This is a genomic window from Nonomuraea fuscirosea, from assembly GCF_003001935.1.
GTDB classification, from domain to species: domain Bacteria; phylum Actinomycetota; class Actinomycetes; order Streptosporangiales; family Streptosporangiaceae; genus Nonomuraea; species Nonomuraea fuscirosea.
In genome coordinates this window covers 26,946-46,638 of the sequence record NZ_PVNG01000019.1, presented here as the reverse complement: position 1 = coordinate 46,638, position 19,693 = coordinate 26,946, and the positions used below count along the sequence as shown (strand labels likewise).

Sequence of the window (19,693 nt, the reverse complement as noted above, 5' to 3'; positions counted from 1 at the left end):
ACCGTGTTCGAACAGTTCACCGGCAGCCCCTTCGTGGTCGTCGTCACCGCCGCCCGGGAGGAGGCGCGTCGAGGGGGCGCCAAACGCATGGGGACCGAGCACCTGCTGCTCGGCCTGCTCCACGAGACCGGCTCGGACTCTGTACGAGCCCTTCAGGTCGATCTGGACGCCGCCTACGCAGCCTTGGAGGCGCTGGACCGTGAGGCCCTGCGGGCCATCGGCATCGACCTCGGAGACCTCGTCACCGATCTAGGAGTGCCCTCCCGCAAGTACCCGCCGATGACCTCCACCGCCCAGGCCGTACTGACGAAGGCCGTCAAGGCCGCGAAGGCCAGGACCCGCGACATCGACACCAGGCATCTGCTGCGCGCGCTGCTGGAGTTGAAACGTCCCGACCCGGCGGCGGAGCTGCTGGCGCGGCTGGGCGTGGATCACGCGGCCGTATCGCAACGCCTCGCGCGGGACGGCTCCTGACCGCACGCCATCCCAGGCAGGGGGTGACGTGCAGGTGAAAGCGGGGATGACGGGCCGGCCACGCCTGGATCGCCGGCGTCTTGTGAGTGCCGTAGATGCAGATCAGGTGGACGTCCAGGCCGGCCGGCATCGGCTTGTCGATGGTGGCCGGGAGCTTCTTGAACTCGGCGACGCGGTCGCCGGTTAGTTAGTTGGTGCAGATGGTACGAACCAGGACGACCGGAAGGGCGATGATCGGGCGACACGCCGTGACGCAGTCCCGCCAGCGGGGACACTCGCTGCTTGACCTGGACATACGCCAGCACATGAATCTCGATCAATGGATCGGCGGCGAGGGCGTGTCGTGCTGGAGCCCGGCGCCATCCGGGAGCCGCAGTGGAACGTCAACGCCAACCAGCTCGGCTATGGCCTTGCCGGCACGGTCCTGGTGCCGATCCTGGGCAACGCGTCCTGGGTCCGGCGCCGTGTCCGAGGCTGACGGCTGCACGGACGGCTGCTGCTCATCCAGCCAGAAGGACGCGCAGGAGGACCAGCGGTGATCGGCCGCCCGATGCCCGCACGGATCGGCCCGCCTACCGCGCCGAGATGCGCGTTCCAGGCTCCGCCGCCGCGCCTGAGGCGCACCGGTGGCACCTGGAACGCGCGCACATCATCTCCCAGCCCTGGCCCTGGCCACAGCCTTCGCCGTTAGTGCCGTCGGGCCGAAACCTCTCAGAACGCGCAGACTGGCACGACCGCCCGCAGCGCAGGCCGGCCGGCTGGCTGGCTGGCTGGCTGGCTGGCTGGCTGGCTGGCTGGCTGGGGGAGAACGGATGGACATGCGCCAGCCGGTCACCGGCTTGCCCAGCGCCTCATCGGCCGGCCGAGTTCCATGGAGTTGCCTCACACGCGAACGGCATGAGGGACCTGGTCGTCACGACACCATCGCCGGGGTTGTCGTTCACGAATTTCGTCGCGACGATCTCGGCCGGGGCGATGCCCTGTTCCACCCAGCGAACGATCGGGGTCAGCTTGTCGAAGGTGTTCGGGCCAGGCCCCCCGCTGCAATGGGTCATGCCGGGCACCAGGAACAGCCGCGCGAACGTGCCGGTCTCGTGTGCGCGGCCACCGGAGGTCGTACGGACCACCTGGCGGAAGTAGTCGATGGTGTCGTGGGCGGACACGACCGGGTCAGCCCAGCCTGTGTACATGAGGAGTTTGCCGCCGCTGCGGCGGAAGGGGCGCAGGTCAGGGTTGGTGGCGTCGATGATCGGCCCCAGCTTGTTCTGGGCGTGGCGCAGATCGCGGTGGTAGTTGAAGTCCCACCAGTCCCAGTGGGGGTCGTTGAACACCCAGTAGCGCCAGAAGTTGGCGCGGGCGGGTTCGGTGGTGCCCCAATAGCCGCTCCACCCCGAGCGGACCCTGCCGGTCGCGTCTACCACGGCGGCCTCGCTGCCGATGGGCCAGCCGGGATAGATCTGCTTGCCGGTGCGCGGGTCGCGGGCTCCGGCGTACATCGTCCGCAGAGCCTTGACCTGACGTGCGGTCAGGCAGGTGGGGGCGTCAGCGGAACGGCACCGCAGCGAGGCGGGGTCGAAGGTGCACCGGCTCGGGTCGGTGAGGAACGCGTCGGTGGGCCGGCCGCCGTCTTTGCCCCGGCACTGCCCGACCGCGGCCTTGGTGAGCAGCGGCAGCTTCGCGGCGGGGATGATCGGCTCGGTGTCGTCACCGGGGATGTGGTTGCGGAGGAACTGCCACAGGAAGCCGGCGTTGAGGGCGACGCGGTTGTTGCCGGGGGCACCGGCCACGATGCCGTCGAAGTCGTCCGGGTAGCGCTGGGCCTCCATCAGCGCCTGGTGGCCGCCGGTGGAGCAGCCGATGAAGTAGGAGTAGCGGGGCTTGGCCCCGGTGTAGGCCTCGACGACGAGTTTGGCGTTGACGATCGTCTCGTGAACAGCCCGGTGTCCCCAGTCCACGATGATTTCCGGATTGGCCGCCCCTTGGATGAACACCTCGGGGTCGTTGCCGGTGTGACCGGTGTCGGTACCGACCGTGGCATACCCGGCCGCCAGAGTGGGGCCGCCCATGGACGCGAAATCGATGGCGGAGTCGTAGCCTCCGTTGCCGTACATCAGGAGCCGCTGGTTCCACTGCTGGGGTATCCACACCTCGAAGCCGATGGTGGAGGCGGGCACCGGCTTGGCGATGCCGTGGACGCGGCAGAAGCCCGGCACGGATGGCAGCGCGCGCCCGTCGGGCGCGGTGTAGTCACCGGCGGGGATCGTCTCGGCGACGGTGATCGTGGTGTGCGGCAACGAGATGCCGGTCAGGTCCTCGCACGCCCTGCTTTCTGCATCGGCGTCCGTGCTCATGCCGGCCGTACCACCGGTGCCGTCCGCGGGACTGGTGAAGCGTGCTGCGGCGTTCACCGGGATGCTCAGCACCATGAGGGTCGAGGCCACGACCGCGGTCAGGAATCCGTACAGGCGGCTCACGGGGTCTCCTTCCAAGTGGTGAGGACGATGTCAGTACCGCCGCGGCCGATACGCACGTCGACCGAGCCTTCGGAGGCGTCGGAGTCGATCTCGGGGTAGTCGTCGCTGGAGACGATGATGCGCAGACTGTGCCCGGCGGCCAGCCGGTAGTGAGTCGGCCAGGTGCGGATCCGCAGGTCGTAGGTCTTACCAGGGCGGACAGGGACGGCATGGTCGTGCCCGAAGCGGTGGCTGGCCTTGAGCCAGCCCTGGGTGATACGGACGGCCATGCCGTCGGGGGCGACATCCTCGGCCACGACGGCGAGGTTGCCGTCGGTGGCGCTGAAGGCGGCCCGCACCGTCGCGGTGATCTCGCCGGTCAGCACGAGGTCCGACTGGTAGGGCCGCGTATGGAAGGTCAAGCGCTCGTCCGGAGCGGCGGGCGCCTGGTCGGTATTGACGGTGAAGCGGCGACTGGCCGGCTCGCCGGCGTCGGCGGTCAGCCCGCCATCGCCGCCGAGCCGGAGCCGTTCCTGTCGGGCGCCGCGCGGGGGCCAGGTGGACAAGCGCTTCCACCCGGTACCGGCGCCAGGGCCGGGGATCTCGTAGGAGGTGACCTTGGCGGCGGGCAGCGGGGCGTCGCGTCGTCCGGAGAGCCAGCGGTCCCACCAGGCGAGATAGGGCCCGTTGCCGATATCGGCGGGCTGTCCGGCCGGCCAGCCGTGCTGCCAGGGGCCGGCGACGAGCCAGACGTTGCCGGGGCGGGCCTGGAAGTTCTCCACCATGGCCGCGCGGTAGCGGTCGTACCAGCCGGCGATCTGCAGGACCGGGATGTCGAGGTCCTTCCAGCGGGCCTTGACGCTGCGTTCGCGCCAGTAATCGTCGTAGAGCGGGTGCTGGGCGTAGGTCGTCAGGGTGTCGGGAGCGGTGGAGCGCTGCCAGTCGCGGATCCTGGCCGAGTAGATGCCGCCGCGGTAGATGGTGTTCTCATACCAGTCGCTGATGCCGTCCACGGGAATGATCGCGGCCAGGTGGGGCGGCTTGTTGACCGCGACGAGCAGGGAGGAGTGCCCGCCGTAGCTGACGCCCATCTGCCCGACCTTGCCGGTGGACCAGGGTTGGGCGGCCAGCCATTCGATGAGGTCGTAGTTGTCGCGCTGCTCCTGGGCGCTGAACGGGTCGAGGTAGCCGGGCGAGCCGCCGGAGCCGCGGGCGTTGCAGACGGCGGCGTTGTAGCCGCGGGCGACGAAGTAGGCGGCCGCCCGGCCGAGGCTGTCGAGCTGGTCGTAGGCGGTGTAGTCGTACACGATCACCGGGAAGCGGCCGTCAGCGGCGGGCCGGTGCAAGTCGCAGGCCAGGTGACTGCCGTCGCGCAGCGGGACCTGGACACGCTCGGTGCGCACCTCGTAGGCGGCCGGCCGGTCGTAGGCGAAGAAGGGGTCGGTCGCTTCGCCGATACGCACCTCGTGCGTGGCCGGCTGGTCGTGGGTGAGGGAGGGGCCGATCTGCGCGGCCGCCGGGGTGTGTGCTGCCAGCGGCACGGTTAACGCGGTGGACAGGGCGGCGAGGATCCGGCCGTACGTCACGAACACAGACTCTCCTTCAGAACGAGATGGCGCCGGTCAGGAGCGCGACGACGGTCATGACGGCGGTGGTGGCGAACGCCCAGCCGAAGATGAAGCGCTGGTGCTGGCCGAGCTGTACGCCGCTCATGCCGACGAGGATGAACGTGGCGGCGGTGAGCGGGCTGAGCGGGAAGCCGGTGGTCATCTGGCCGAGGATGGCCGCCCTGGCGATCTCGGCCGAGTCGATGCCGAAGCCGCTCGCGGTCTGGGCCAGCACGGGCAGCACGCCGAAGTAGTAGGCGTCGGGGGTGAAGACGAGGCTGAGCGGCATACTGGTGATCGCCACGAGCAGCGGCAGGTGACCGCCGAAGGAGTCGGGGATGATCCCGACGAACGCGGTGGCCATCTCGTTGATCATCTTGGTTCCGTTGAGAATGCCGGTGAAGACGCCTGCCGCGAAGATCATGGTGGTGACCAGGACGACGCTCCTGGCGTGCTTGTCGAGCAGCGCCTGCTGCTTGTCCCAGGTGGGCAGATTGACCACGGCGGCGATGGCGAAGCCGAGCACGAACAGCACCGGCAGCGGCATGACCTGCAACACCAGCGCGACGAGCAGCACGATGGTGAGCACGAGGTTGAAGAGGATCAGAGCTCGGCTCTTGCGCTCGCGCTCCGGGGCCGAAGACGCGCTCGGCCCGTCACCGCGGACCTGCCCGGCCTGCGCTTCGGCAGGCTCGGCAGGCAGGGTCAGGGTGCCCAGGCGGCGGCGTTCGCGCAGCCCGATCAGGTAGGAGGCCACCAGCACCCAGGCGATGCCGGCGGCCATGGCGGGCAGCACCGGAGTGAACACCTGGGAGCTGTCGAGCTTCAACACCGCCATCGCGCGGGCGGTGGGGCCGCCCCAGGGGACCATGTTCATCACGCCCGCGCCGAGGCAGACGACGCCGGTGAGCACCAGAGGGCTCATGTTCAGCCGCTTGTAGACGGGCAACAGGGCCGAGACGGTGATGAGGAAGGTGGAGGCGCCGTCGCCGTCGAGGGCCACGCACATGGTGAGGACCACGGTGCCGACGGTGATGCGCAGCGGGTCGTCCTTGGCCAGGCGCAGGATGCCGCGGATCAGCGGGTCGAACAGGCCGCTGTCGATCATCAGGCTGAAGTACAGGACCGCGAACGCGATCATGATTCCGGTGGGGGCGACCTTGCCCAGCCCTTCCAGGATCATCGGACCCATGCCCGCGGCGAACCCGCCGACGAGCGCGGTGACGACGGGGACCAGGATGAGCGCGGTCAGGACCGAGACACGCCTGGTCATGGTCAGCACCAGGAACAGGCCAATGGTGAGAAAGCCTAGGGTCGCGATCATCGGGGTCCTTTCGGCGGGAGGTTACGGGCAAGTTTCCGAGCACCGGCGTTTCACGTCCACCATCAAAAGTGGATTTATCGATGCGGTATGCGCAACAGTGGGTGCCGTGGACGCCAGCCTGCGGCAGCTCGCCGCTTATGTCGCCGTGGCCAGAGCCGCCGGTTTCACCGCCGCGGCGGCGCAGATGCGTGTCTCCCAGTCGACGTTGAGCCGCGCCGTGTCCGATCTGGAGCGCGTCCTCGGCGTCCAACTGCTGGAACGCGACACCCGCAACGTGCAGCTCACCGCGGCCGGCCAGGAGACCCTGCGGGTTGCCGAGCAGATCGTCGAGGCCCACCGGTCGGGAATGAAACAGTTGCGGCGCTACCTGCTCGGCGAGTCCGGCATCGTCGCCATGGCCACCCTCCCGTCGGTCGCGGCCGTGCTGCTGCCCCGGATGATCTCCACCTTCCGGGGCCGTCGGCCGGACGTGAGCGTGCGCATCATGGACGGTCTGGAACAGGCGGTGCTCGGCAAGGTGCTCAACGGCGACGCCGACTTCGCCGTCACGACCGTCGGTGCGGCCTCCGACCGGCTCGAGCACCGCCCGCTCATCCGTGACCGCTTCCGCGCCGTATTGCCGGAAAGTCATCCGCTGGCTGACCGTGAGGAGGTCACCTGGCAGGACCTGGCCGCCGAGCCGTTCCTGGCCGTCGGCCCCGAATCCAGCGTGCGCCGGCTCACCGACGCGGCCTTCGAGCAGGCCGGGGCCGTGGCTCCGCCTGCGGCGGAGGCCGGCAACGTGGCGACGGTGGGCGGATTGGTCGCCGCCGGGCTCGGCGTCTCCGCGATGCCCGCCCTCGTGCTTCCCCTGCTGGGGCCGGGGCACGTCGTGCATCGCGAACTGGTCGCCCCGGTGGTCGAACGGCGTCTGGACATCGTGGTGCGGGCCCGGCGCGCCCTGCCTCCTGCCGCCACCGCGTTCCTCGACCTGCTGCAGGAGGCGCGCGCCGAGGGACGAGAGGTGCCGGCCGGCGCCGCCTGGATCACCGACTGATGCAGCAAGTGCATGAATATATCCACCTATCCTGCTGGACCCGCATTTCTCTCTCCGTGCACGATGAAGCTCCGTCAACCAGGGCGAAGGAGTTCATGCGTGGCCTTTGAACAGCGCGGGCAGTTGCGCGGATTGAAGGTGGTGGAGTTCGCCCACGTGGTCGCCGGGCCGCTGGCCGGCTCCATGCTCGCCGATCAGGGCGCCGACGTCGTCCACGTCGAACCGCCCGGTTCCGGTGACGCCGCCCGCTCGATGGGGCCGACCCGCGACGGAACACCGTTGTGGTTCAAGGTCGCCGGCCGCAACAAGCGCTCCGTCACCCTGGACCTGCACGACCCGGACGGCCGCCAGGTCGCCCACCGGCTGGTGGCCTGGGCGGATGTCGTGATCGTCACGCTGCGCCCCGGGCGCCTGCGCGCGTGGGAACTCGACTGGAAGGCCGTACACCGCATCAACCCCCAAGCCGTCCTCCTGCAGATCAGCGGCTTCGGAGCGCAGAACGACGCGCCGGGGTTCGGCAAGGTCGGCGAGGCCAGAAGCGGCGTGGTGCACCTGACCGGATTCCCGGACGGGCCGCCCGTCCACACCGGCTTCTCCCACGGAGACGCGGTGACCGGGCTGATGGGCGCCTATGCTGTGCTGGCCGCGCTGCACCGCCGCGCCCACGACCCCGAATTCGACGGGGAGTGGATCGACCTGGCCCTGTTCGAGCCGCTGTTTCGGCTGGTGGAGTGGCAGATCATCACCCATGATCAGCTTGGCGCCATCCCCGGCAGATCGGGCAACCAGCTCGCCGTCGCCCCCGCGGCAGTGATCAACACCTACCTGTCGGGCGACGGCGACTGGATCACCGTCACCTCCGCCACCCTGCGCTCGGTGCTGAACGTCGTCCGGCTTCTCGGCCTGCCCGAGGACGACTTCGCCACCACCCGGCAACAACTCGCCGGCAAGGAGCAGCTCGACCAGGCACTGAGCACGTGGGTGGCAGAACGCGGCACCGCCGAATGCCTACGCGCGTTCGAGGCAGCCGAGGTGGTCGCCTCGCGTGTGTTCACTGCCGAGGACATCCTCACCGACCCCGTCTACGCCGAACGCGGCGACATCGTCACCGTCGACGACGCCGACCTCGGCCCCGTACGCATGCAGGCCGTCATCCCACACTTCCATCAGGCGCCGGGACACATCTGGCGCACCGGGCCCGCGCTCGGCCAGGACAACGACCTGGTCTACCGCCAGTGGCTCGAGCTCGACGTCGACGACCTGGAGAAGCGCGGTGTCATCTGACCGGCCGCCGCTGCGGTCGCTGCTGTTCGTGCCGGGCAATCGTACGGACTGGCTGCTCAAGGCGGCGGCCGCCGGCGCCGACGCGGCCATCCTCGACCTGGAGGACGCCGTCCCGCCGGCCGGGAAATCGGCCGCCCGCGCCCAGGTGGCCGAGGCCGTCGCCACGTGGACCGGTGACATGGCGCTCTTCGTCCGGATCAATCCCCTCGACGGCTGGGCAGCGGCCGAGGACCTGCGCGCCGTCACCCACAGCCGCCTGCACGGGGTGGTCCTGCCCAAGGTGGGCGAACCCGCCGACGTGCTGCTGGCCGACCGGATGCTGACCTGGTGCGAGCGCGAGCACGGCCTTACCGAGGGCCGCATCGCCCTGGTGCCGCTACTGGAGAGCGCCCTGGCGCTGCGCGCCGCCTACGACATCGCCACGGCCGCGCCCCGGGCGGCCTATCTGGGCGCGGTCACCGGCAAGGGCGGCGACGTCGAGCGGGCCATCGGCTACCGCTGGAGCCCTTCCGGCACCGAGACCCTGGCCTTGCGCTCACGCGTGCTGCTGGACATCCGCGCCGCCGGGGCGCCTTGTCCTGTCGCCGGGCTGTGGACCACCATCGGCGACCTCGACGGCCTGCGCGCCTTCGCCGAGCAGAACCGCTCCCTCGGCTACGAGGGCATGATGGCCATCCACCCCTCCCATATCCCCGTCATCAACGAGGCGTTCTCACCCGGTCCCGACGACCTGGCCCGGTACGCGCGGCTGATCGCCACAGTCGAGGAAGCTCAGGCTCGCGGAGCAGGAGCGATCACCTTCGAAGGCGAAATGGTGGACGAAGCCATGGCGGCCAGAGCTCGCGCGGCCCTGCACAGAGCGCAGGACCGGTGACGGCTCGTCATCGTTGCTGACTCGGTCCCCTCTCCACGACGGTGACCTGCCGTATCAGTTCCGGACACCCTCTGATCCGACCTGCCCTACCTGCCGGTCTGCCCGCCAGAGCTTGGGCCCGCGACATTCAGCCGCGGGCGACGCTCGACCGGGTTTCGGCCGGGAGAACCGGGACGCTCGGGTGGCCGCATGCGTCGGGCGGTGTGACACAGAACTCCAGCCATCTGTCATCGCGGCCCCGGCCGAGGGCCGCGCACGCCCAGCTTGGCGCTGCCTTCAAGGCTGGTCGACGTGCCTTACGCGCCTGACAAGATCATATCGCTCTGACCTGTGGGAAGAGGTCTCGAACCCAAGACAACCATCGCGCCTACGAGACCTTCGCCACCAGGAACGGAGCGCCGTTACTGCTGATCAACGGCCCAGGAGTACACATGCTGATCTTCCCCGAAGGCCTCTGCGACGCGCTGGTCGAGCTCGGCTTCCAAGTCACCAGGTTCGACAACCGCGGCACCGGCCTGTCCCCACACCTGACAGACATACCGGCGCCCGGCATGGCAGCGATGGCTTCAGCTTCAGCAGACAAAGGAGCGCCTGTCAGACGTCCGGGACGCAAGCCTCGTGCCCGAGCCGTTGTAGAAAGATGCGGTCGTATAGTACGCGCCGTGGAAGGAGCAGTTCGTGTCAATGTAACGCCCGAGCACACCACCGGCCACGTTGAAGCACTTATTGTAAATCGGTCCAGCCGGGATTGGCGGCTGGCCCGCGTACCAGGCGATTATACATATCCTCCTGGCACTGGGCGCGTCTGTCATGATGGCTTGAAAACGGAGATTGCCGTTGGCCAGCCGAAAAGGCGTCACCGCTGAATACGTTGCGGCGACGCTGCTCGCTTGCATCGCAGTAGCTTGTCGTTCCGCCGCACCGGCAGGACCAGCCGCGAAGCCGACAGCTGCCGTACCAGCGATTAGCGCCGCGGTGGTCCGGGAAAGAAGGTGCCTGAGCTTGCACTTCATCATCTAGATGTCCTTCGCCGAGTTGATTGGCCGGGCCAGCGATATGCGTGTTCAGCCTTCGACTGCCAACGGGAGCTGATGTTAGCCGTGTCAGTTCCTTGAGCAGAGCGGTCGATAGTCATTCGACGCTTCAGTTCACTTGCAAATATTGTGCCCTGCCGGACTGAAGTTGTGATGAAGTTTTGGTGCAGGCGCAGTCTAATACGGCAGTCGCTCTTCGATAGCTGAGCTGGTACCGGTAGTCCGTTAGATCCCAATCAGTTCGTAGGTTTCTGGACTACCGAAGGCCGTCTCCGATGTAGGCAAGGTGCGGATCGGCGAAGAATGCCCGCACCAGCGCGGGCAGCTTCTGCAACCGTCGCAGCGCGCCCAGAGCGAGAGCTTTGAGTTCCTCGACACCGCGAGTGGAAGCGCGGGCGATCCGGTCGTGCTTGACGTTCTTCCACACCCACTCGTCCGGGTTGAGCTCAGGTGAGTACGGCGGCAGGAAGAACAGCGACAGCCGGCCCTCGGTCGAGTCGATGAACGCCTTGACCTTCTTGGCCCGATGCACCCGGGAGTTGTCCACGATCAAAAACACCGGACGGTCCGCATCACCGATCAGGCGCTTGCAGAATCCGATGAACGCGTCGGCGTCCAGTCCTTGATCGAAAAGCTGGAAGCGCAGTTCGCCGCGCGGGCTGACCGCGGAGATCATCATGACCGAGCGGCGAGCTCCGGTGGTGGCCACCACCGGGGTGCGCCCGATCGGGGCCCAGGTGGTGCCGGCGTGGTAGTCGGTACGCACCGCAGCCTCATCCGCGAAGAACACTGCCGCGCCGAGCCGTCTGGCCTCGGCCGCGATCGCGGGGAAGGTGTGCTGCTTCCACTCGGCCACCGCTGCCGGGTCCTGCTGGTAGGCCCGATACAGCGGCCGTTGCGGCGACATGCCCAGCCTGGCCAGCACCCGGCCGACGCTCACCAGCGACAGTCTCACCTTGAACTCGCGGCGGATCAGCTCGGCCACCATGGCCCGTGTCCACAACGCGAACCCGAAACTCAGCTGGCTCGGATCATTACCCGCGATAAACGCATACAACCGGGCCAGCTGCGCCTCATCCAGTCGGGCCACCGGCCCGCGGGTCTTCTTCGTGCGCAACCCCTCCGGGCCCAGCGCCCGGTAGTCCTGCAACCACCCGAATACCGTCGCCCGTCCGAACCCGAGAATCTCCGCGACCAGATCCGGTGATTTCCCGCTCTCGATCAGCTGACACGCCCGCAGGCGCTCCTCAAAGCTGGCCCGCCGCCCCAACCTCGCCACGCATCAATCGTCCCACAAACGCCGGAGTAAGTCCGAAAACCTGTGAACGGATTAGATCTTTGGCGGTCTGGGGTGAGCGCAGCGAGAGCCGGGTTGCGCGGACGACCGCGTCTGCGAGGATTCGACCGATTGGAACGCCGGACCGGAGGGGGCCTTGGGCCGGGGCCGCCCGATGCCGCAGTACTCCTCGACGGGCATGGGCTTGACGCCATCGCGCATGCGACTGGTGTACAGGCGGCCTGGAAGGTGGTCGATCTCGTGGGCGACCCGGACCGGTGAACCCGTACGGGAAGGCGGTGATCTTCTGCCGCCCGTCCAGGGTGGTGTGCTCGACCTCCAGGGTGAGCGGCCGGGGGCCCATGCCGCGTACGTCGAAGAAGGACAGGCAGCCCTCGTACTGTTCGTCGGTCTCGGGGCAGGTGCCGGTGATGCGCGCATTGTCCTGCCGCGGTCGTCGGTTAGCGGGCCGAGCGTCATCGCCGCGTGCTCGGCGCCGCCGATGTCCAGCGCGGCCGCCGCACGCCGGGCGAGAACCAGTCCGAGCCCGTGCGTGTTGTCGGCGGGCAGGGTGGTGACGAGCCGCCCGCTGGCGTCGTGGATCTGCCAGCCGTCGGATGCGGCGTGCAACCACGCCGCCCGGGCCCCGTTGACCAGCAGGAGGTAGTTCTCGAGGTCCAGGCTCGCCAGGTACAAGTCCGGCACCGGCGTGGCTGGGACCGTTCGGGCCTGTTCCGCTGACGGTGGAACGGCTGACGCGCTCTGCCCGGCGAGGCCTTCGCCGGGTTCTCCTGGTCGCCACGCCGCCGTGATCGCTCAACTCGCCGAGCACATGAGCAAGTAAGCCCTGCACACGGCACTGGTAGATCTTCAGAACTAAAATTCCTGCAGTGCAATAAAGCACAAAATCGCAAGAATGCAAGAGTGGCCGCTATGTGACCCATATCACTGATCGCGAAGGGCGATCATCGAAATCGTCTATAACGGCCCAGTTGACCAGCAGACATGATCAAAAACCCTAACTCTTTCCTGACGGTCCGTGTCGGGAAAGGGACGTTCCCGTCATTGACCGATCTTGGATTGTCGATCACATTCCTCTTGATCGTCCTTATGTCTGCTTTAGACGCCTAAACGCCCTCTTGCCCGGGCCGGCGTCAGCGTGCCGTGAAGGAGTTTCGAGATGCGCCGTCCTGGTTTACGGATGTGGTGGGTGGCCTTGATGGCCGGTCTCGCGTCGCTGGTGTTGATCTCCAGTGTGGGCGTGCCTGACCAGCTGATTCAGCAGGCGGCGGCGGCCGCGCCGGATCCGGAGCAGGCGGTGGACGGCCGTCCGGTACCGGACAAGAAGACGGCCAAGGGGGCGGAGGAATCCGCGCCGAAGGTGACACGGAAGAAGCCGGTGTGGCCCCAGCCGGGCAAGGCTGAGGTGAGCGTGCCGGAGCCGGGCAAGCTGGCCGAGGCCGGGGCGTTGCCGGTACGGGTGGGCCGGGTCGAGGGCGCCGCGCTGGACAAGGTGTCGGTGGAGACGCTGGCGCCGGAGACCGCGACCAAGCTGGGCGGGGTGGGGGTGGCCGCGCGGCTGGTGCGCGCCGACGGCGGCACGACCCCGGGCCAGGTGCGGGCGGCGTTCTCCTACGCCGATTTCCGCGATGCCTACGGCGGCCAGTTCGCGTCCCGATTGCAGGTGGTGCGGCTGCCTGCGTGCGCTGTTGCGGTGCCGCGGCCAAAGACGTGCGTGATGCGGCCCACGGTGGTGCCCTCGACCAACGACCTCAAGGCGGGCACGCTGACCGCGGAGGTGGAGGCGGCCCCCGTCGGCGCGAAGGAGGCAGCGGTCACGCCGACGGAGCCGGACAAGGACCGTAAGGCGGATGCGGCAAAGGCATCGCAGGCCAGGCTGGCGGCGCAGCTGGCGGCGGGCTCGGTGTACGTGCTGGCCGCCGGCCTGACCGGGCCGGACGGCAACTGGGGCGCCACCGATCTGAAGCCGTCGGGCACCTGGCAGGCGGGCACATCCGGGGGCGGGTTCGACTATGACGTTCCGTTGCCGGAGCCGCCGTCGGTGACCGGCAATGGGCCGGATCTGTCGCTGCAGTACAGCGCCTCGTCGGTGGACGGTCAGGGCGAGTGGACCAACAACCAGGCCAGCGTGGTCGGCGCGGGCTGGGACCTGAGTGCGGGCTTCATCGAGCGCCGCTATCGCCGCTGTAAGGTGTGGACCGAATACCACCCCGAAAACGCGGATCTGATCTGGTACGCCGAAGAGGCCGAGAACGGCAGTGCGTTGTGCTGGGAGGCGCCGGACGAGCATGCGGCCGGTGTGGATCGCACGCAGTCGGAGCTGGTGCTGAGCGCGGGTGGCCGATCGGCGCAGATCGTCAAGACCACGGCGGGGGCGTGGAAGACGGTTCCGGACTTCGGCTGGAAGATCGAGCAGGTCGCCGGGGGCGCGGACGGCAACGCGTACTGGAAGATCACCGACCGGGACGGGCAGATCTGGCGGTTCGGTTACAACAAGGACGCCCAATGGCAGGTGCCGTACATCGGTGAGGAACTGAATGAGCCGTGCGCCGACCGGTACTGGGCCAACTTCATCCCGCCCACCTGCACCGGGGTGTGGCGGTGGAACCTGGACCAGGAGGTCGACCGCAACGAGAACGTGATCGACTACTCCTACAGCCGGGACGTCAACTACTTCTGTCTGCCATCGTGCACCGACGAGGTCTACTCGATGCTGCCCTACGACCGGGGCGGTTTCCTGTCTTCGGTGCAGTGGGGGCACAACACGCAGGTGTCCGGCAGCGTCTCGACGGCGCGGATGACGTTCACCACCGGAGCTCGCACCGGTGACGACGTGCCCACCGACCTGCAATGCACGCAGGCGACCGGCTGCGCCAACGACGCGATCGCCTTCTTCAGCACACGCCGGCTCGCCTCGGTGCAGACCGAGTCGCGCACGTCCGGCTCGGCGGCCTGGGATCCGGTGGACCGGCTGGACTTCACCCACACGTGGGTGTACCAGCGCACCGACCAGGGGCTGCCGTGGGACGCGGCGATGTGGCTGGACACCGTGCAGCAGACCGGCCAGGCCGCCGAGCCGGAGGTGACGCTGCCGCCGCTGGACTTCGACGCGGTGATGCTGGCCGGCCGGATGGACTACATCAGCAACTCCGACTGGCAGGACCAGCTGTCCTGGAGGATGGTGCCGCGGATCGCGGCCATCAAGAACGGCATGGGCGGCCGGATCGAGGTCACCTACGGGCAGGCCGACACATGCGGCGGCGGCAAGGGTCGCGACGGCTCCAATTATCACAATGACCAGGTCGGCGACTGCTACCAGGTCGACATGGGCAGCGAACCCGAGAGCGGCTACGAGGCCTGGGCTCGCTTCTACAAGCAGCTGGCCACCAAGGTCGTCGAGCGGGACATGGTCGGCGGCTCGCCGGACATGGTCCACAGCTACGAATTCCTGGGCAGCCCGCGCTGGACGAACCCGGTCCAGATCGCCGAGCCGGCGCTGGCACCGGCCGGTTCGGACTGGCGCGGCTACGGCCAGGTCCGCACCGTCCAGGGCTCCGGCAGCGACCCGGCCGGCTACAGCGTCACCACCAAGACCTTCTTACGCGGCACCGGTGGCACGGTCACCGACTTCGACGGCACCGCGGTCACCGACGCGCCGCTCTTGCAGGGCCAGGTGCTGCAGGAGCAGACCTGGCAGATGACCGCGCTCAGCCCGCGCGCCTACACCGAGATCGACTCCACCCGCTGGGAGTACACGCTCAAGTCCACCGGCACCGGCTGGGCCGGCCAGAACCCGGCGTACGTGGTGCAGACCCGCGAGCGCTCCCGGGAGAAGGTCACCGGCGGCACCTGGCGCTACACCGACGAGAAGACCGTCCCGAACGCCGACGGTCTGCCAGAGACGATCAACGACTACGGCCAGGACGGCGTCACCACTGACAACTCCTGCACCAAGATTACGTATGCGCGCAACACCGACTCCGGTCAGTGGCTGGTCAACTTCCCGTCCGTGGTGGAGAAACGCTCCGGCGACGACTGCACCGCAGGGACCTTGGCTGGTAGGACCGTCACCCTGTACGACCAGGGCAGCGACCCGGCCACGAACAAGCCGAGCGACGGCAACCCCACGGAGGTCCGCGCGCACGCGGGCGCGAGCACCGTCTCCACCAGCAAGGCCACCTTCGACGACTACGGCCGGACGCTGAGCGCGACCGACCCGCTCAGCAAGACCACCACGACCACCTACACCCCGGCGGTCGGCTGGCCCGCCGGCGGCATCACGGTCAAGGACCCGCTCGGCTACATCACCACCACCAGCCTCTCGCACACCCTCGGCGAGCCCACCAAGTCGGTCGACGCCAACAACAAGACCACCGAGCTGGACTACGACGGCATCGGCCGCGCCGTCGCGTTGTGGGAGCCGGGTCGGCCACGCGACGGTGGCACGCCCAGCGCCACCGTCGCCTACGCGATCGCCTGGGACGGCTGGCTTGGGCAGCCCACCGCGCCGATCAAGACCACCGCCAAGCAACTGCTGACCGGCACCGGCAGCGGGGCCACGTGGATGACCAGTCACAGTTATGAGGACGGGCTCGGCCGTCCCCGCGAGAACCAGACCGCCTCCCCCAGTCCCGACGGTGGCCGGATCGTCGTGGCCACCACCTACAACGCGCGCGGCCTGACCGAGGCGGTCGGCGAACCGGTGTACAACGGCGGCGAGCCGGGCAGCGGCCTGCTCAACCCGGCGCCAGTCACCCTGCCGCAATGGACCAAGACCGTCTACGACGGCCTGGAACGCGAAGTGGCGTCCATCGCCTACCACCAGGGCACCGAGCTGCGCCGGACCACCACCGCCTACCCCGGCACCGACCGCACCGAGGTCACCCCGCCGGTCGGCGGCAAGACCGCCACCGTAACCGATGTTTTCGACCGCGTCGTCAAGGTCGAGGAATGGTCAGACGCGACCAGCCACGCCGACACCCTCTACGGCTACGACCTCAACGACAACCTGACCAAGATGACGGACGCCAACGGCAACGTCCGCACCTACACCTATGACTGGCTGGACCGGCGCACCGCCGCTTCGGATCCGGACGCGGGTGCCTCCAGCTTCGGCTACGACGCCGCGGGCCGGCAGATCTGGGCCATCGACGGCAAGAGCCAGAAGGTCTCCACCGTCTACGACGATCTGGGCCGCCGCACCGGCCAGTGGGCCGGCGAGCCGAACAGCGGCACCCGGCTCGCCGCCTGGACCTACGACACCGTCGCCAAGGGGCAACCCGGCGCCGCCACCCGCTACACCGGCGGCCAGCCCTACACCGAGACGGTCACCGCCTACGACAGCGACTACCGGCCCACCACCACCACCATCACCATCCCAGCCGGCGAGGGCGGTCTCGGCCGCGACTACACCTTCACCTCCGCCTACGACGCGGCCGGCAACCTGCGCGAGCAGAGCATGCCCGCAGCGGGCGGCCTGCCGGCCGAGAAACTCACCCACAGCTACACCGATCTCGGTTTCACCGAGGCCACCACATCCGACCTGGGCGGCTTCACCTACGTCAAGGACAGCACCTTCACCGCCACCGGCAAGCTCGAGACCCGCTCGCTGGGCGGCAACGGCCAGATCAAACGCGTCCTGCAGCGCGATGCCACCACCGAGTGGCTCTCCAGGGTCACCACCCAGACCAAGGCCAACACATCCACCCCTGACACCGTCCAGGACGACCGCTACACCTACAACCTGGGCGGCAACGTCACCCGCGTGCTGGACGCCGCCTCGGCCATCGCCGGCCAGACCGACGGCCAGTCCGAATGCTTCACCTACGACGGCCTGCTCCGGCTGAAGACCGCCTACACCACCACCGCGAGCTCATGCACCGGCACCGGCGATGCCTTGGGATTGGACCCCTACAGCCAGGCCTACGCCTATGACAAGGTCGGCAACCTCACCGGCCTGACTCACAACGGCCAGACGGCCACCTACACCTACCCCGCCGCCGGCGCCACCGCCGTCCGTCCCAACGCCGTCACCAGCATCGCCCGCCCGAGCGGTACCGACACCTACGCCTATGACAACAAGGGCCAGCTCACCGCCCGCACCGTCGGCGGTAAGCAAGGCACCTTCGCCTGGGACCAGCTGGGCCAGCTTACCCAGGCCACCATCGACGGCCGGCAGACCGACATGGTCTACGACGCCGCCGGTGAGCGCCTAATCCGGCGCGACCCCGACGGCACGACCACCCTCTACCTCGGGGTCATGGAGCTGCGCCTGGCCGCCGGCTCCGTGGCTGGCAAGCGCTACTACAGCAGCGCCGACGGCGACCTGGCCGCCATGCGCGACGCCAGTGGTGTCACCTGGCTGCTCGCCGGCACGCACGGCAGCACCCAGCTCGCCGTCAACGACACCACCGGCACCGTCAGCCGCGAACGCTACCTGCCCTTCGGCCAACGCCGCGGCGCCGACGACTTGCCCTTCACTGACCGCGGCTTCCTCGGCAAGACCGAAGACGCCTCCACGGATCTCACCTACCTGGGCGCCCGCTACTACGACCCGGCCATCGCCAGGTTCATCTCCACCGACCCCGTTCTCAGCTTGAAGCGGCCGGAATGGGCCAACCCCTACAGCTACGCCGCCAACAATCCTGTTGGTTTCTCGGATCCGGACGGAGAAGAACCCAGGCCGTGGCATGACAAGAACTGGGGCAAAAAGTCTGCGAAGGAACGCAAAAAGATCACCAAAAGCTACATGGCCGGAGAACGCAGGGCGGCGAGAAATTTCCGCCGGCGAGAGAAGGGCCAGGCGCTTTCTGCCCTAGCGCGGGACAAGAAGGGATTGGCCGAGAGAAGAGCGGCGAAGGAAGCCGAGAAGAACCGGAAACCTGGTTTTCAGGAGAGCTTGTACTGTGGCAAGAACAGCACAAAGGAGATGTGCGAGAAGGCGAAGGAGATTGATCGGAAGCTGGATAAGGCTGGCATCAGCCCGGCCGATGCCATATTAAATGGCAACATCCACAATCCGCTGGACTTTGTAGGGCCAAAGAAGGGGCGGATCAGGGCTGGGTTGCCCTGCAGCAGTTTTGTTCCCGGCACCAAAGTCCTCATGGCAGACGGAACCAAGAAATCCATTGAAGACATCGAGGCCGGCGATGAAGTCGTCGCGACCGATCCAAAAACAGGAAAGAACGAGGTGAAATCCGTCATCACTCCGATCACCAGCGAAGGCGTCAAGAATCTGGTGCGGGTGACGGTGGACAGCGACGGCGACCAAGGCGGCGAGACCGGCATCGTCACCGCCACGGACACACATCCCTTCTGGGTGCCGACCGCTCGGCAGTGGGAGCAGGCAGGCACGCTTCGGCCAGGGCAGTGGCTGCAGACCAGCCAAGGCACCTATCTGAAGATTGCTGAGATCGAGAAGTCGACCGCTGCTGATCAGCGCGTCCACAACCTGACGGTAGCCGACCTGCACACGTACTATGTGGAAGCAGGCACGACATCCGTCCTGGTGCACAACAGTGGCCCGTGCGGGCTCAAAACTCCTGCGGAAGCGGGGATTCTCCCTAGCGAGGCCCGGCGCATCCAGAACGCAGCGAATAGGATGGGGGCCCGGATTGTAGTGGTAGGCAGTCGTGCAAGCGGTACCGCCAAGGCAGATTCGGACTGGGACTACATATTGTCCGGCAGGACAGGCCGGCTAAGGGGCAGGGCTGCAAGCTCGCTCCCCGAAGGGATCGGCGGAGATTGGCAGGGCCGGAGACGAGGGCAGGACATCTTCCAGGATTACAATCCGGATGCTCCGGGGTATGCCACCCTGGATCCTGAGCGCCCGCACGTCATCTTCGATCCGGAGCCGTGATGAGCAAACGATCTATCGTCCTGAATGAACTGAGTCAAGGGCTCCGCCCACTCCAGGAAGGGATTGACTGGTTCAAAACGCTGCCGCTGGATGAGCAACGTGACGTGGTTCGAGAGCTGTCTTCTTACGCTCTTCAGGCGAGGGCTGCAACTGAGGATGCTGCGGAGAGTATCGCCCGCGCAGGGGTGAAGCCGACGGCGACTCCGGCTGTCTTGATTTCCCGTGGGCCAATCCGTGAGAAGCTGGCTAAGATAGGGAATCTACCTGAAGCCGAGATGGAAAAATCATTCAGGATATTGCTGGCACTTCTATCGATCTCGGATGCCCGTAGGCGTGAGCTTGATTGCGCTGATGGGTGCACGCATCCGTGGCATAACTTGGGCAACCACTGACCTGGAACAGGTGGTGACGGCGGCGCGGTTGCAAGAATGACGTCCCCGTCCCGAAGCGCG

General features: G+C 67.7%; 11 protein-coding genes. 7 read left to right on the top strand and 4 right to left on the bottom strand.

Annotated elements, in window-relative coordinates:
- Positions 1-3: 3 nt before the first annotated feature.
- Positions 4-474 carry a Clp protease N-terminal domain-containing protein gene (locus B0I32_RS37215; protein ID WP_219912206.1) on the top strand — a complete coding sequence of 157 codons (471 nt, stop codon included), beginning with the start codon at positions 4-6 and terminating at the stop codon, positions 472-474.
- A 319-nt stretch (positions 475-793) separates the two neighbouring features.
- The gene (locus B0I32_RS37205; protein WP_146178463.1) at positions 794-952 is read left to right on the top strand and encodes a cupin domain-containing protein; all 159 of its coding nucleotides are present in this window, start codon (positions 794-796) and stop codon (positions 950-952) included.
- A gap of 373 nt (positions 953-1,325) precedes the next feature.
- On the opposite strand, the gene B0I32_RS37200 is transcribed toward B0I32_RS37205, so the two are convergent.
- Genes B0I32_RS37200 through B0I32_RS37190 form a run of 3 tightly spaced genes read right to left on the bottom strand, consistent with a single transcriptional unit; the run spans position 1,326 to position 5,858 of the window.
- On the bottom strand, positions 1,326-2,948 hold the full coding sequence (locus B0I32_RS37200; protein ID WP_106247776.1) for a tannase/feruloyl esterase family alpha/beta hydrolase: 1,623 nt from the start codon (positions 2,946-2,948) through the stop codon (positions 1,326-1,328).
- Positions 2,945-4,519: a CocE/NonD family hydrolase gene (locus B0I32_RS37195; RefSeq protein ID WP_219912205.1), complete on the bottom strand. Its 1,575-nt coding sequence runs from the start codon at positions 4,517-4,519 to the stop codon at positions 2,945-2,947. Before B0I32_RS37195 ends, B0I32_RS37200 begins: the two co-directional genes overlap by 4 nt.
- 10 nt (positions 4,520-4,529) lie before the next feature.
- A complete protein-coding gene (locus B0I32_RS37190) occupies positions 4,530-5,858 on the bottom strand; it encodes a CitMHS family transporter (protein WP_106247774.1) in 1,329 nt (442 codons plus the stop codon).
- Positions 5,859-5,964: 106 nt separating this feature from the next.
- Between B0I32_RS37190 and B0I32_RS37185 the strand changes: the two genes are divergently transcribed.
- From B0I32_RS37185 to B0I32_RS37175, 3 genes are all read left to right on the top strand, one after another.
- Positions 5,965-6,894, top strand: a complete 930-nt coding sequence (locus B0I32_RS37185; protein ID WP_106247773.1) for a LysR family transcriptional regulator — start codon at positions 5,965-5,967, stop codon at positions 6,892-6,894.
- Between the two features lie 99 nt (positions 6,895-6,993).
- Positions 6,994-8,178 (top strand): CaiB/BaiF CoA transferase family protein, encoded by a 1,185-nt coding sequence (locus B0I32_RS37180; RefSeq protein ID WP_219912204.1) that lies wholly within the window; start codon positions 6,994-6,996, stop codon positions 8,176-8,178.
- Positions 8,168-9,052, top strand: a complete 885-nt coding sequence (locus B0I32_RS37175) for an HpcH/HpaI aldolase/citrate lyase family protein (protein ID WP_106247770.1) — start codon at positions 8,168-8,170, stop codon at positions 9,050-9,052. Before B0I32_RS37180 ends, B0I32_RS37175 begins: the two co-directional genes overlap by 11 nt.
- Before the next feature lie 1,290 nt (positions 9,053-10,342).
- Here B0I32_RS37175 and B0I32_RS37170 read toward each other — a convergent pair.
- Positions 10,343-11,365 carry an IS630 family transposase gene (locus tag B0I32_RS37170; RefSeq protein WP_106247768.1) on the bottom strand — a complete coding sequence of 341 codons (1,023 nt, stop codon included), beginning with the start codon at positions 11,363-11,365 and terminating at the stop codon, positions 10,343-10,345.
- A 1,177-nt stretch (positions 11,366-12,542) separates the two neighbouring features.
- Here B0I32_RS37170 and B0I32_RS37165 point away from each other — a divergent pair.
- Together B0I32_RS37165 and B0I32_RS37160 are read left to right on the top strand one after the other, a co-directional pair.
- Positions 12,543-19,241, top strand: coding sequence for an RHS repeat-associated core domain-containing protein (locus tag B0I32_RS37165; protein ID WP_146178462.1), 6,699 nt, complete (start codon positions 12,543-12,545; stop codon positions 19,239-19,241).
- A complete protein-coding gene (locus tag B0I32_RS37160; protein WP_106248004.1) occupies positions 19,241-19,633 on the top strand; it encodes a DUF5958 family protein in 393 nt (130 codons plus the stop codon). Before B0I32_RS37165 ends, B0I32_RS37160 begins: the two co-directional genes overlap by 1 nt.
- Positions 19,634-19,693 lie beyond the last annotated feature (60 nt).